At 70.4% G+C, this 13390-nt stretch carries 11 protein-coding genes; 5 read left to right on the top strand and 6 right to left on the bottom strand.

What is annotated here, in order from left to right; all coding sequences use genetic code 11:
* Positions 1–108: 108 nt before the first annotated feature.
* Entirely contained in the window at positions 109–510 is a 402-nt protein-coding gene (locus tag E5N76_RS24615; RefSeq protein ID WP_235907861.1) for a hypothetical protein, read from the bottom strand.
* Here E5N76_RS24615 and E5N76_RS31155 point away from each other — a divergent pair.
* Entirely contained in the window at positions 494–886 is a 393-nt protein-coding gene (locus E5N76_RS31155; RefSeq protein WP_187830371.1) for a PH domain-containing protein, read from the top strand. The genes E5N76_RS24615 and E5N76_RS31155 overlap by 17 nt on opposite strands.
* Before the next feature lie 319 nt (positions 887–1205).
* Positions 1206–2387: an FAD-dependent monooxygenase gene (locus tag E5N76_RS24605; RefSeq protein ID WP_149540130.1), complete on the top strand. Its 1182-nt coding sequence runs from the start codon at positions 1206–1208 to the stop codon at positions 2385–2387.
* 272 nt (positions 2388–2659) lie between these two features.
* On the opposite strand, the gene E5N76_RS24600 is transcribed toward E5N76_RS24605, so the two are convergent.
* From E5N76_RS24600 to E5N76_RS24580, 5 genes are all read right to left on the bottom strand, one after another.
* A complete protein-coding gene (locus E5N76_RS24600) occupies positions 2660–3847 on the bottom strand; it encodes an acetate/propionate family kinase (protein ID WP_149540128.1) in 1188 nt (395 codons plus the stop codon).
* Positions 3848–3946: 99 nt separating this feature from the next.
* On the bottom strand, positions 3947–4450 hold the full coding sequence (locus E5N76_RS24595; protein WP_149540126.1) for a VOC family protein: 504 nt from the start codon (positions 4448–4450) through the stop codon (positions 3947–3949).
* Between the two features lie 28 nt (positions 4451–4478).
* Positions 4479–5849, bottom strand: a complete 1371-nt coding sequence (locus E5N76_RS24590; RefSeq protein ID WP_149540124.1) for an LLM class flavin-dependent oxidoreductase — start codon at positions 5847–5849, stop codon at positions 4479–4481.
* Positions 5849–7420, bottom strand: a complete 1572-nt coding sequence (locus tag E5N76_RS24585) for an ABC transporter substrate-binding protein (RefSeq protein WP_149540122.1) — start codon at positions 7418–7420, stop codon at positions 5849–5851. Before E5N76_RS24585 ends, E5N76_RS24590 begins: the two co-directional genes overlap by 1 nt.
* A complete protein-coding gene (locus E5N76_RS24580; protein WP_149540120.1) occupies positions 7417–8766 on the bottom strand; it encodes an LLM class flavin-dependent oxidoreductase in 1350 nt (449 codons plus the stop codon). The genes E5N76_RS24585 and E5N76_RS24580 overlap by 4 nt, the downstream gene beginning before the upstream one ends.
* Before the next feature lie 44 nt (positions 8767–8810).
* Here E5N76_RS24580 and E5N76_RS24575 point away from each other — a divergent pair, with 44 nt between their 5' ends.
* From E5N76_RS24575 to E5N76_RS24565, 3 genes are all read left to right on the top strand, one after another.
* Complete coding sequence (locus tag E5N76_RS24575; RefSeq protein WP_235907860.1) at positions 8811–10232, top strand: LLM class flavin-dependent oxidoreductase; 1422 nt, start codon at positions 8811–8813, stop codon at positions 10230–10232.
* Positions 10233–10448: 216 nt separating this feature from the next.
* Complete coding sequence (locus E5N76_RS24570; protein WP_149540118.1) at positions 10449–12047, top strand: ABC transporter substrate-binding protein; 1599 nt, start codon at positions 10449–10451, stop codon at positions 12045–12047.
* The gene (locus tag E5N76_RS24565) at positions 12047–13375 is read left to right on the top strand and encodes an amidase (RefSeq protein ID WP_149540116.1); all 1329 of its coding nucleotides are present in this window, start codon (positions 12047–12049) and stop codon (positions 13373–13375) included. The genes E5N76_RS24570 and E5N76_RS24565 overlap by 1 nt, the downstream gene beginning before the upstream one ends.
* Positions 13376–13390 lie beyond the last annotated feature (15 nt).

Here is a 13390-nt window from a genome sequence, read left to right as displayed (position 1 = left end):
CCTCCGATGGGCCTCCCAGGCCGGGATGTATACCAAGCCGCTTGATCCCATTCGAGGCGCCGGCATCCAATCAACAGAGTTCGCGCTCACGTCAACGTGATGCGATGGTCAGCGGGCCAGGCAGCGCTGCATGCCGGGCTGGCCGAGCACCGCGGCAGGGCGCGTCCCTTCCGGACAGGCGCCCTGCTGGTGGCTGGGCGGCGGCAGCCCGGCATCCCAGCCCGCCCCGCCGCCGGCCACCGGCGGGCCCGGCACCCGGGCGGGGCGGCAGCGGCCGCGCTGGCCGGGCACCGGCGCCCCGCCATGCGGGCAGAGAAAGCGCCGCGCCGCCTCCATCGCGGTGTCCCGCCGCGTGGGGGCGGCCTCGGCGGCGATGCCGGCCAGGGCCAGCCCGGCCGCGAGGGCGCAGGGCAGGATGGACGCCGGCTGCCGGAGCAGCCTACACCAGCGCCGTAACGAGGCCCCCTCCCCCGACCGCCGCGGAACCGCCCGAATGTCCGAGACCACCATCCTCACCATCCGGCAAAGCCGGCGCTCCTACGGGATTGGGGGCATGCTGCTCGGCGTGCTGCTGCTTGGGCTGCCCTTTCTCGGGCGGCAGCGCATCACCCTGACCGATGAGCGGATCATCGTGGAGTCGGGCTTCTGGAACAAGCTGCGGGACGATGTCGAAGTGTTCCGCATCCGCGACGTGGTCTCCAGCCGCAGCCTGTTCCAGCGGCTGCTCGGCATTGGCGACGTGGTGGTGAAGGCGGCGGAGGGGCGGGGGCCGGAGGAGGTGGTGGTGCTGAAGGGCATCCCGGACCCGGTTGGGGTCAGCGAGACCATCCGGACGGCCTGGAACCGCAGCGCGCGGCCGCGGGGGCCGGCGATGTCGGTGGATTGAACGGGCGGGGGCTTCGCCCCCGAACCCCCGGCGGAGGCTGCTGCCTCGTTGGCGGCAGTGCCGCCAACCCCGCCGGGGCCAGGACCTGGCCCCGGACCCCGGTCTGAGTTTCAGACCCGACAGGTTGAACCAGCGGACTCACACCGGGGTCCGGGGGGTGGTCCACCCCCCGGCGGGGTCCAGGGGCAGCGCCCCTGGCGGGGGCAAGGGGGCGAAGCCCCCATATCACCTCTGGCAAAGCGCCTGTAACAGGCTGCTACACTGTCCGGATGCCCCAGCCCCCGCCCATCTCCCCCGCCTTCCGCGCGGCGCGCGCGGCATGAGGATCGGCATCATCGGCACCGGCGTTGCCGGCAGCCTGCTGGCGGAAATTCTCGCCGGCGATCGCGGGCTGCAGGTGGAAGCCTTCGACCGCCTGGCCGAGGGCGAGGAATCCGAGGCCGGCACCGGCCTCAATCTCGGCCCCAACGCGCTGAAGGCGCTGCGCCTGCATCTGCCGGCGCGCCATGCCGCGGTGCGCCGCGCCTCCTACCCCTGGCGCCGCTGGATCATCGAGACCGCGACCGGCCAGCGCCTCTTCGACCTCGATCTGCAGGAGGTGGCGGAGGAGCCCGGCATAAGGCTGCGCTGGTCGGAGCTCTACCGCGTGCTGCGCGCCCCGGTCGCGGGGATGACGCGGCACGGGCTGACGCTCATGGAGGTGGAGGAGGATGCGCGCGGCCGGCTGATCCCGGTCTTCACCACGCCGAGCGGCGCGCTGGTCCGCCCCGCCGCCTATGACCTGCTGGTGGCCTGCGATGGCCGCTATTCCCGGCTGCGGGCGCTGACCGCGGGCGTGCCGCAGCCGCGCTTCTTCGGCGTCGCGATGACCAGGCTGCTGGTGCGCAACGCCGCCTGGTGCCCCTATGACGAATACGGCCAGTGGTTCAACGGCAACCACCGGCTGCTCTCCTACCGGCTGCCGGGCGGCGCGGCCTATATCGCCGGCAGCGTGGTGCTGCCCTCGCCCGAGGCGGAGGTGGCGGAGAGCGCCAGGACGGCCGAATTCCAGCGCCTGCTCTATACCCCGGCGGAGGGCGCCCCCTGCCCTGCCGTCGCCTGGATGATCGAGCGGCTGGCCGAGCAGGTGGCGGAGATCCACTGGTCCCGGCTGCAGGAGGCGCCGCTGCTGCGCAGCGCGCTGGACGGGCGGGTGCTGTTCCTCGGCGATGCGGCCCACGCCATGGTGCCGACGCTGGGCCAGGGCGCCACCCAGGCGGTGGAGGATGCGGTGATCGCCGGCCAGGTGCTGCGGCGCGGCGGCGGGCCGGCCGACGTGGCGGCCTGGCGGGATACGCGGGTGGGCTTCGTCCGCCGCTTCAGCCTGGAGGCCTCCGACACGCTGTTTCCCGGCTGCGATCCGGTGGCCGGCAGCATTGCCAAGACCGCCGGGGCGTTCCGCGACAGGCTGCGGCGGCTCTACACCGATGTGCCGGGGCCGGAAGCCTTTGCCGGCGGGTGACGGCGTAGGTTGTCTCTTCGCAATCGGCTGAAGGCGCCTATTCGCAAAGGCCACGGTGCCGATGTCGAGGCAAGGACGCCGCGCGTCGTGCGAGCGGCACGCCTTCCACGTGACGCGCGGTGCGGCTTCGGCGCATCCTTGCCTCGACATCGGCACCGTGGTTGCGGGTTAAGGTGCGCTCGACGGTGTCGAGCGCGCGAGGCGCTCGGATGCGACGGCGTCCGAGGTGCCGGCCGGGGGCGCCCAGCCGGGCAACCGCCGGCCATGCGGCCTCAGCCCCGCAGCACCTCCAGGCTGTGCTCGGCGATCATCCGCTCCTCATCGGTGTGCCGTACCAGCACCCGCACCGGCGCGCCGGCCGGCGAGATCTCCGCCGCATGATGCGTGTTGCGCGCCGGGTCCAGCGCAATGCCGAGGAAGCCCAGCCCCTGGCAGATGCGGGCGCGGACCCCGGCGGCGTGCTCGCCGATGCCGGCGGTGAAGACCAGCGCATCGATCCCACCGATGCCGGCAGCCAGCGCCGCCACCTCCCGCCGCACCCGGTAGGCGAAATAGCCGAGCGCCCACTCCGCCGCCTCGCCCCCCGCCGCCTCGATCTCCCGAACATCCTGGGAGACGCCGGACATGCCCTTCAGCCCGCTGTTGTTGTAGAGCAGCCGCGAGACCTCCGCCGTGCTCATCCCCAGCGTGTCGATCATGTGCAGGACCACGCCGGGGTCGATCTGGCCGCTGCGGGTGCCCATCGGCACGCCGTCCAGGGCGGTGAAACCCATGGTGCTGCCCTGCGCCCTGCCATCGGCGATGGCGCAGAGCGAGGCGCCATTGCCGAGATGCGCCACCACCAGCCGCCCGGCGCCGAGCACCGGGTCCTCCGCCGCGAGCTGCCGGGCGATGTATTCATAGGACAGGCCATGGAAGCCATAGCGGCGGATGCCGCGGGCGTGGAATTCCGGCGGCAGGCCGAAAGTGTCGGCGAAGAAGGGCTGGGTGCGGTGGAAGGCGGTGTCGAAGCAGGCCACCTGCGGCACGCCGCGGAAATGCCTTGCGGCGGCGGCGATGCCGGCCAGGTTGTGCGGCTGATGCAGCGGCGCCAGGGGCACCAGCGCCTGCAGCTCCGCCATCACATGCAGGTCGATCCTGACCGGGGCGTGGAAATGCACGCCGCCATGCACCACGCGGTGGCCGATGGCGGCCACTTCCCGCCCGTCCAGCACCTGGTGCAGCCAGGCCATCACCGCATCCAGCGCGCCCACCTGGTTGGTGGGCCCTTCGCCCTGCTGCCAGCGCTGCTCGAACACCGGATGGCCGGTGGCGTCCCTGGCGATGATGTGCGGCGCGGCGCCGATCCCCTCCACCTGGCCGGCATAGCGGGCGGCAAGCCCGGTGGCGGCGGCGGTGTCGTAGACGGCGAATTTCAGCGAGGAGGACCCCGCATTGAGGACGAGGATGATGCCCGGCATGTATCCGCTCCGTCGGTGCGGCTGCGCTTCTAGCAGCCGGACGATGATGGCAGGATGACAGGAAAGCGGCGCCCCGTGTGGCGGCGCGCCGGGCGGGGTTCAGGACAGTTTCGGGTAGGTGGCAGCGTCGAAGAAGCCGGCGCCGGCAACATAGGCGCGGCCGGGGGACATGTCCGGCGGCGGGCCGGCCTCCCCCGCCCCCTCGAAGGTCAGCTCGCATTGCACGCCGGAGGGATCGTAGACGAAGAGCTGCCAGAGGGTGGTGCCGGGGACGAGGAATTCCCGCCACTCCAGCCCCGCCGCCCGGAACCGCGCGACATAGCCATGGAAGCCGCGGCAGGCGAGGGAGAGATGGTCGATGGCGGCGGTGCCGGAGGGCGCCACCCCGTCCGGCAGCAGCGCCGGCCCGCCGGCATAGATGTGCAATATGGCCGGGCCGCCCGCGACGGGCACGTAGAGCCAGGCGCCGGGATAGCCGAAATCCGGCCGGAAGCCGTTCCTGAGGCCGAGGATGCCTTCATAGAAGGCGAGTGTCGCGGCGAAGTCGTTGGTCTTCACCGCGACATGGAACAGGCCGGCCACCATCGGCGCGGTGTCGCTCATCCCGGGGCTCCCTTCGCGTGCGCGCGCATCATGCCATGGCGTAGCGGTTCGGCGGCACCGGAATGCCGAGATGCTCGCGCAGCGTCGTCCCTTCGTATTCCTTGCGGAAGATGCCGCGCCGCTGCAGCTCCGGCACCACCAGCGTACAGAAATCCTCGAGCGGGGCGGGGAAATGCGGGAACATCAGGTTGAAGCCGTCGCAGGCCCCGCCCTCCAGCCATTCCTGCATGCGGTCGGCGATGGTCGCCGGGGTGCCGACCTGAAGCTGGTGGCCGAGCGAAGTGCCGAGGTAGCGCGCCACCTGGCGGATGGTGAGGTTCTCCTTCCGCGCCAGGTCCATCAGCAATTGCTGCCTGGCCTTGGCGGCGTTGCTGGGCGGCAGGGGCGGCAGCGGGCCGTCGAGATCGTACTGGTAGATGTCGAGGTCGCCAGTGAGGCGCGCCAGCAGGCGCATCGCCGCATCGTCCGAAATCAGCGCCTGCAGGGCGCCAAGCTTGTCCTGCGCCTCCTGCTCCGTGCGGCCGACGATGGTCATCAGCCCGGGCAGGATCTTCACATGGTCCGGGTCGCGGCCGTGGCGCGCGGCGCGGGCGCGGACATCCTCGCGGAAGGCGCGGCCTTCCTCCAGCACGGTCTGGGCGGTGAAGATGAGGTCGGCGGTGCGCGCCGCCAGCTCCTTCCCCGCCTCGGAGGAGCCGGCTTCCGAGACCACCGGCCGCCCTTGCGGCGTGCGCGGCAGGTTCAGCGGGCCGCGCACCCGGAAATGCTTGCCCTCGTGATACTGGAAATGCAGCTTGTCCGGGTCGATGTAATGGCCGCTCGCCTTGTCGCGCAGCAGCGCGCCGTCCTCCCAGGAATCCCAGAGGGCGGTCACCACATCCCAGAATTCGCCGGCGCGTTCGTAGCGGAGCGCGTGGTCCATATGGCGGTCGAAGCCGAAATTGCCGGCCTCGTCCTCGACCTGGGAGGTGACGAGGTTCCAGCCGGCACGGCCGCCGCTGATATGGTCGATGGTGGCGAAGCGGCGGGCGAGATCGTAGGGGTTGCCATAGGTGGTGGTGGCGGTGGCGACCAGCCCGATGCGCTCCGTCACCGCCGCCAGCGCCGCCAGCAGGGTGACGGGTTCCAGATAGACCTGCCGCGCCGTCCTCGGCCGCTTGGCGCCGGCGCCGTCCAGGTTGGCGCTGCCATTCACCGCCGCCGTGTCCTGGAAGAACACGCAGTCGATCTTCGCCGCCTCTGCCATGCACGCCATGCGGGCGTACCAGGGGAATTGCATGTCCGTCTCCGGCACCGCATCGGCGTGGCGCCAGCCGGCGGAATGGCTGCCCGGCGTGTAGAGGAAGACGCCGAGGCGAAGCTGCTTCGGCTTGCCGGCCTGGGATAGGTCCTTCGGCATCACTGGGTCACCCGCACCGTGGTCGCCATGGTGAAACTGTCCGCTCGCGGCACCATGGTCAAGCCGCGGCGGATACCCCAGGAGATGCGGACGAAGAAGATCGGGATCAGCGCCTGCTGACCCACCGCGTAATGGGCGGCGGCCTGGATCGCCTTCTCCCGCGCCGCGTCGTCAAAGGTGCTGTCTGCTACGGTCAGCAGCCGGTCCAGCTCCGGGTTGGAATAGCGGGTGCGGTTCCAGCCGCCATGGCCGAGGTCGCGGTTGATGGTGCGGATCAGGCTGGTGAGCGTCTCCGAGGCGATGCCGAGGCTCGACCCGTACATCGAGAGATGCGCCGACATCTCCGGCTCCCCGCCCGGCGCGGATTGCGTGCCGCGGCGGAGATAGATGGACATGGGCAGCGCCTCGATCTTCGCGCGGATGCCCACCTGGGTCAGCATCTGGCCGATCGCCTGGCAGGTGCGGGCATCGCCGGCGAAGCGGTCCGCGGTGCATTGCAGGTTCAGGGTGAAGCCCTGCGGATAGCCGGCCTCGGCTAGCAGGGCGCGAGCCCGGGCGGGGTCGTAGGGCAGCGGCGGGGTGCTGGGATCATGCCCGATCAGCCCCGGCGAGGCCACCTGCCCGGCCAGGCTGGCACCGCCTTCCATGGCGCGTTCGGCCAGCGCCGTGCGGTTGATCGCGAGGCTCATCGCCTGCCGCACCCGCTGGTCCCGCAGCGGGTTCTGCGGCAGGGGCTGGCCATCCGCGCCCAGCGCATTGGCGATGCGCGGCGACATGCTGTCCATGAACAGCCAATGGGTGAAGATGCTGTCGGTGGAGATGAGCTGGGTGCGGTCGCTCTCCCGCACCCGCTGGTAGAGGCCGGCGGGAATGGTGTCCACCACATCCACATCGCCGGCGAGCAGGGCGGCGACGCGGGCGCTGTCGTTGGGGATGTTGCGGAAGGTCACGCGCTGCCAGGGCTCCGGCGTGCCGCGCCAGGTGTCCGCACGTTCCAGCACCACATCGGCGCCCGGCGTCCAGCGCACCCAGCGATAGGGGCCGGTGCCGATGGCGGCGCGGCCGCCGTTGAAATCGCCCTCCGCCGCCTCCGCCGCGGCGCGGGCGGAGACCATGCCGACGCTGGCGATGTGGTGCGGCTGCATCGGCGTCGGTGCGCGCATCCGCAGGATCAGCGTGTGCGGGTCCGGCGTCTCGATGCCGATGACGTTGCGCACCGCGCTGGCATAGGTGCGGGCGCCCTGCACGCTCTGCACCCGGCGGATGGAGAAGGCGGCGTCCTCGCTGGTGAAGGGCGTGCCGTCATGGAAGCGGGCATTGGGCACCAGCTTGAATTCCCAGGTCAGCTCATCGATGGCGCGCCAGGAGGAGGCGAGGTTCGGGATCGGCCGCAGGGTCGGGTCGAGATCGGTCAGCGTCTCGAAGACATGCAGCCCGACATTGCGGTTGGGGGTGTAGGTGAGGTGCGGGTCGGCGCTGTCCACCGCCGCCTTCATGCCGATGCGGAGCTCCTGCGCCGCGGCGGGTGTCGCGAGGAGCAACAGGGCGGCGATGGTGGCAAGGGGTCTCATTCGGCGGCACTCCGGCGTTGGGCGTAGCGGTTGGGGGCGGGGTCGGCGCCGAGCAGATCGCGCAGCGTGTGCCCCTCGTATGCGGTGCGGTAGAGGCCGCGGCGCTGCAGCTCCGGCACCACCTGGTCCACCACCTCTTCCAGGCCGCCGGGCAGCCAGGGCGGCAGGATGTTGAAGCCATCCGCGGCCCCCTGGGTGAACCACTCCTCCATCGCGTCGGCGATGTCGGCGGGCGTGCCGATGATGGTGCGGTGGCCGTTGCCGCCGGCGATGGCGAGGTAGAGCTGGCGGATCGAGAGGTTGTCCCGCCGCGCCATGTCCAGCAGGATCTTCGCCCGGCTCAGCATGCGCGGATTGGTCGGCTCCGGCACCTTCCCGTCCAGCGGGAAGGCGGAGAGGTCGCCGAGCGAGCCGGCGATCGCCGCCAGCCCGACGACCGGGTGGATCAGCTCCTGCAGGATCTCGTATCGGTCATGCGCCTCCTGCCTTGTGCGGCCGGGGATGGCCATGAGGCCGGGCATGATCTTCAGCGATTCGCGCTGGCGGCCGTATTTCGCCATGCGGCGCTTGACGTCGGCGTAATAGGCCTGCGCGTCCTCCAGCCTCTGCGCCGCGGCGTAGACCACATCGGCCGTCGCCGCCGCCAGCTCCCGCCCCGGGTCGGAGGCGCCGGCCTGCACCAGCACCGGGGCGCCCTGCGGCGTGCGCGCCACGTTCAGCGGGCCGGCGACGGTGAAATGCTTCCCCTGGTGGTTCAGCACATGCAGCTTGGCGGGGTCGAAATTGATCCCCGACGCCTTGTCCCGGACGAACGCATCGTCCTCCCACGTGTCCCACAATCCGCGCACCACCTCCACGAACTCGGCGGCACGGTCGTAGCGGCTGTCGTAGTCGGGCGGTGCCTCGCGGCCGAAATTGCGGGCTTCCTGTGCCGTCACGCTGGTCACCACATTCCAGCCGGCACGGCCGCCGCTGATATGGTCCAGCGAGGCGAATTTCCGAGCGATGTGATAGGGCTCGTTCCAGGTGGTGCTCGCCGTGGCGATCAGCCCGATGCGCGAGGTGACCATCGCCAGCGCCGAAAGCAGCGTCAGCGGCTCGAATTGCACGTTCTTCGAGGAGCGGGAAAGGGCGCCCGGCGGCTCGTCATACATCCTGATGCCGACGCCATCGGCCAGGAAGAACATGTCGAACAGCCCACGCTCGGCCGCATGGATGGCGCGGACGAAATGCCCCAGCTCCATATTGCCGCCGGCAGAGGCATCCGGGTGCCGCCAGGCGGCAATGTGGTAGCCCATGCCGATCGCCGATACGCCAAGCCTGATCTGCCGCTGCGGCGCGCCCATACCGTCTTGCCTTGGTCCGGAGGCCGGGATGGAATGCAATCGGCGTGCCGAGGCATGCGAATTGCTTGGCGGGCGGCGGCGCCCCGCAGGCCGGCGCCACCGCCTGTCATATCGGCGCCGTCGCCTTGACGGCCGATGGAGTGAACGAGAAGATGTCCCCTTCCCCACGCCAGATGCATCTTGGCGTTTTCGTCCTCGGCACCGGCAACCACATCGCCGGCTGGCGCTACCCCGGCGCGGCGCAGAGCTTCGAGGATCTTTCCGTCATCCAGGAGATCGGCCGCATCGCGGAACGGGGGAAATTCGACCTCATCTTCCTCGGCGACAACCTCGCCAGCGAACCGGGCATGCACCCCAGCTTCGCCGCGCGCTTCGAGCCGCTGACCATGCTGGCGGCGCTGGCCGCGACGACGACGCATGTCGGCCTCGGCGCCACCGCCTCCACCACCTATGCCGAGCCCTACAATGTGGCGCGGATGTTCGCCTCGCTCGACCATCTTTCCGGCGGCCGCGCGGCCTGGAACGCGGTGACGAGCTCGGGCGGCAAGGTGGCGGAGAATTTCGGCCGCATCCACCCGGAGCATGATGCGCGCTACGAGGTGGCGGAGGAATTCGTCGATGTCGTCCGCGGCCTCTGGGATTGCTGGGATGACGGCGCGGTGGTGCGCAACGTGGAAACCGGCCAGTACATCGACCCCGCCAAGGTGAAGCCGCTGAACCATGTGGGGAAGTTCTTCAAGGTGAAGGGACCGCTTTCCAGCAGCCGCACGCCGCAGGGCCAGCCCATCATCCTCCAGGCCGGCTCCTCCGAGCCCGGGCTGAAGCTGGCCGCCCGCACCGCCGATGTGGTCTTCGCCGTGGTGCAGGATATGGGCGAGGCGCAATCCGGCTACCGTGCGCTGAAGGAACGCATGCCGGCCTATGGCCGCCACGCCTCGGAAATCGCCGTGCTGCCCGGCATGATGCCGGTGATCGGCCGCACCGAGCGCGAGGCGCGGGACAAGCTGAACCTGCTGCAGTCCTTCGTGAACCCGGCCAATGCCAATTCCATGCTCGCCGCCCGCATGGGCATGGATGTCTCCGGCTTCCCGCTGGATGAGAAGGTGCCGAAGGACTTCCCCCTGCCCGACACCTCCCACGGCTTCGCCAAGGCGATGCTGGCCAAGGCCTGGCGGGAGAACATGACATGGCGGGACATGTTCAGCCTGGCCGGCGCCGCGCGCGGCCATTGGGTGGTCTGCGGCACGCCGGTGCAGATCGCCGACACCATGCAGGAATGGTTCGACAGCTACGCCTGCGACGGCTTCAACGTGCTGCCGCCCTATTTCCCCGGCGGCTTCGACGATTTCGTGGACATGGTCGTGCCCATCCTGCAGGAGCGCGGCCTCTACCGCGCCGACTACACCGGCCGGACCCTGCGCGAGCATCTCGGCCTGCCGCGGCCAAAGAGCCGCCTGTTTCAATAAGCCATTGCGCGGTGCAGCATGGCCCCCCATGCTGCGGGGCGATCCTCGTTCGGGCGGCCTCGCCCGAACAAGGATCGCCCAGACAACAAAGGTACAGAGCAGCTTGTGCCCGATCGGGTGGGACCCGCGGCTGCGGGTCCACCCCGATCGGACGCCGCTCTGGCAGAGGAGCACCAGCGCGACGCACGGCCCCACGTCACCGCCGGGGGTTGAGACATGCTGCGACGCCATTTCACCGCGGGCCTGACCGCCACCGCCCTGATCCCCGCCCTGCCCGCCAGGGCGCAGGGCGAGAAGGTGCTGCGCGTCGGCATGACCGCGGCCGACATCCCCACCACCACCGGCCAGCCCAGCCAGGGCGCGGAGGGCATCCGCTTCGGCGGCATCACCGGCTATGACGGGCTGAGCAACTGGGACCTTTCCCATGGCGACCGCAAGGCGCGCATCCGCCCCGGCCTCGCCGAAAGCTGGTCCACCGATCCTGCCGACCGCAACCGCTGGACCTTCAGGCTGCGCCAGGGGGTGAAATTCCACGACGGCTCGGAATTCAACGCCGAGGCGGTCGTCTGGAACCTCGACAAGGTGATGAAGAAGGAAGCGCCGCAATATGACAGCGCCCAGGCGGCGCAGGCCGCCACCTTCGTCGCCCCCATCGCCAGCTACCGCGCGGTGGATGGCAGCACGGTGGAGATCATCACCAAGGATCCGGTGGCCAGCCTGCCCTACAAGCTGGTCAGCGTGTTCTTCTCCTCGCCGGCGCGGTGGAAGGAGCTGGGCGGAAGCTGGGCGCGCTTCGCCCTCAACCCCTCCGGCACCGGCCCCTGGAAGTTCGACAAGGTGGTGCCGCGCGAGCGCATCGAATATGTCCGCAATGCGGAGTACTGGGACAGCGCCCGCATCCCGAAATGCGACCGGCTGATCGTCATGCCGATGCCGGACCCGTTGACCCGCGGTGCGGCCCTGCTCTCCGGCCAGGTGGATTGGATCGAGGCGCCTTCGCCGGACATGATCCCGCGGCTGCGCAATGCCGGCATGAAGATCGTCACCAACCCCTACCCGCATATCTGGCCCTATCTGCTGAGCTGCCTGCCGGACAGCCCCTTCCGCGATGTGCGGGTGCGCCAGGCGATCAATCTCGGCCTGGACCGCGACGGGCTGGTGGCGCTGCTGGACGGCACGGCGCAGGCGGCCAAGGGGCTGACGCTGCCGAACGACCCTTGGTTCGGCAAGCCGGGCTTCGAGCTGCGCCACGACCCGCGCGAGGCGAAGAAGCTGTTGCAGGCCGCCGGCTACGGCCCGCGCAACCCCTGCAACGCCACGGTGCTGATCTCCACCAGCGGCAGCGGCCAGATGCAGCCCTTGCCGATGAACGAGGCGATCAAGCAGGGCCTGGCCGAGATCGGCATCAATGTCCGGCTGGAAGTGCTGGAATGGGAGACGCTGCGCGGCCGCCGCCGCAGCGGCGCCGCGGCGCCGGAGAATCGCGGCATGCATGCGCTGAACAATTCCCTGGGCTCGGCCGAGCCTTCCGCGCTGATCGACGTCACCTGGTCCAGGCGCAACCCGCCGGTCGGCACCAATTGGGGCTATTTCGCCGATCCCAAGGTGGATGACCTGGCCAGCCGGGCGGAGGTGGAGTTCGACCCGGAGAAGCAGGACATGTTGCTGGCGGAGCTGCACGCTGCCTGCGTGGACCAGGCGCTCTGGGCCTTCATCGTGCATGACCTGAACCCGCGCGCCATGTCGCCGCGGGTGAAGGGCTTCGTGCAGGCGCAGAGCTGGCAGCAGGATCTGACCACCGTGGAGATCGCCTGATGCAACCCTGCGAACTCACCGCCGCCGAGGCGGCCGCGCTGATCCGCGACCGCCAGCTTTCGGTGGAGGAGCTGACCCGTTCCTGCCTCGCCCGCATCGCGGCGCGGGACGCGGTGGTGAAGGCCTGGCTCTTCCTCGACCCCGATCTCGCGCTCAAGCGGGCGCGGGAGCTGGACAAGCGCGCCGCCGCCGGCTGGCCCATGGGCGGGCTGCATGGCCTGGGCTTCGGCGTGAAGGATGTGATCGACACGGCGGACATGCCGACGACGCACAACTCGCCCATCTACGAGGACTCGCAGCCAGGGCGGGATGCCGCCTGCGTCGGCATCGTGCGGGCCTCCGGCGCGCTCATCCTGGGCAAGACGGATACGGTGGAATTCGCCGCCGGCGGGCGGAAGGCGCTGAGCACCAACCCCTTCAATGCGAAGCACACGCCGGGCGGCTCCTCCTCCGGCTCCGGCGCGGCGGTGGGCGACTTCCAGGTGCCGCTCGGCTTCGGCACCCAGACCGGCGGCTCGCATATCCGCCCGGCCTCCTTCAACAACATCTACGGGCTGAAACCCTCCTGGTCCCTGGTCAGCCGGGAGGGCGCGCGGATGAGCAGCATCACGCTGGATACCGTCGGCTGGTACGGCCGCTGCGTCGCCGATCTGCGGCTGGTGGCGGAATGCTTCCGCCTGCCCGGCCTGGGCGGGAAGAAGCGCAGCGTGAAGGGCTTGCGCATCGGAATGTGCAAATCCCCCGTCTGGCGGCATATCGAGCCCGCCGGCGTCGCGGCGCTGGAAGCCGCGGCGCAGCGCCTGGAAGCGGCGGGCGCGATCGTCGAGGAGCTGACATTGCCGCTCGCCTTCGACGGCATGGCGGCGGCGCGCGACCTGATCGCCGCCTATGAGGGCGCCGGCGCCTTCCTGCCGGAAGTCCTCGCCGCCCCGCACATCACCCCGCCCGACATCAAGGCGCGGGTCGAGGCCCGCGCGCAATTCGATGCCGGGAAGCTGCGCGCCGCCTACACCCTGGCCGACCAGTGCCGCGCGGTCTTCGACGCGCTGTTCGGCCCGAAGCTGGATGCGGTGCTCACCCCGGCCTCCCCCGGCGATGCGCCGGAAGGGCTGCACACCACCGGCGACGCCATCTTCAACGGCATCTGGACGCTGCTGCAGGTGCCCTGCCTCGGCATTCCCTGCATCCGCAGCGCCCGTGGCCTGCCGGTCGGCATCCAGCTCGTCGGCCCGCGCTTCGCCGATGCGGCGCTGATCGAGATCGCCGAGGCCTGCGCGCCGGTGGTCGACACCGAACCCGACTGGGCGCGCAAGACCCTGTTCGCCTGAGAGAAAGGAAGGACG

The sequence above is a fragment of the Siccirubricoccus phaeus genome (assembly GCF_008360935.1).
Classification (GTDB): Bacteria; Pseudomonadota; Alphaproteobacteria; order Acetobacterales; family Acetobacteraceae; genus Siccirubricoccus; species Siccirubricoccus phaeus.
The sequence above is the reverse complement of the archived record's forward strand: the minus strand, read 5'-3'. Positions and strand labels throughout refer to the sequence as shown.

Bases quoted from the DNA above. Each gene is read 5' to 3' on its own strand.
- E5N76_RS31155 (WP_187830371.1), top strand. From the start codon at position 494: ATGTCCGAGACCACCATCCTCACCATCCGGCAAAGCCGGCGCTCCTAC.
- E5N76_RS24615 (WP_235907861.1), bottom strand. From the start codon at position 510: ATGGTGGTCTCGGACATTCGGGCGGTTCCGCGGCGGTCGGGGGAGGGG.
- E5N76_RS24605 (WP_149540130.1), top strand. From the start codon at position 1,206: ATGAGGATCGGCATCATCGGCACCGGCGTTGCCGGCAGCCTGCTGGCG.
- E5N76_RS24600 (WP_149540128.1), bottom strand. From the start codon at position 3,847: ATGCCGGGCATCATCCTCGTCCTCAATGCGGGGTCCTCCTCGCTGAAA.
- E5N76_RS24595 (WP_149540126.1), bottom strand. From the start codon at position 4,450: ATGAGCGACACCGCGCCGATGGTGGCCGGCCTGTTCCATGTCGCGGTG.
- E5N76_RS24590 (WP_149540124.1), bottom strand. From the start codon at position 5,849: ATGCCGAAGGACCTATCCCAGGCCGGCAAGCCGAAGCAGCTTCGCCTC.
- E5N76_RS24585 (WP_149540122.1), bottom strand. From the start codon at position 7,420: ATGAGACCCCTTGCCACCATCGCCGCCCTGTTGCTCCTCGCGACACCC.
- E5N76_RS24580 (WP_149540120.1), bottom strand. From the start codon at position 8,766: ATGGGCGCGCCGCAGCGGCAGATCAGGCTTGGCGTATCGGCGATCGGC.
- E5N76_RS24570 (WP_149540118.1), top strand. From the start codon at position 10,449: ATGCTGCGACGCCATTTCACCGCGGGCCTGACCGCCACCGCCCTGATC.
- E5N76_RS24565 (WP_149540116.1), top strand. From the start codon at position 12,047: ATGCAACCCTGCGAACTCACCGCCGCCGAGGCGGCCGCGCTGATCCGC.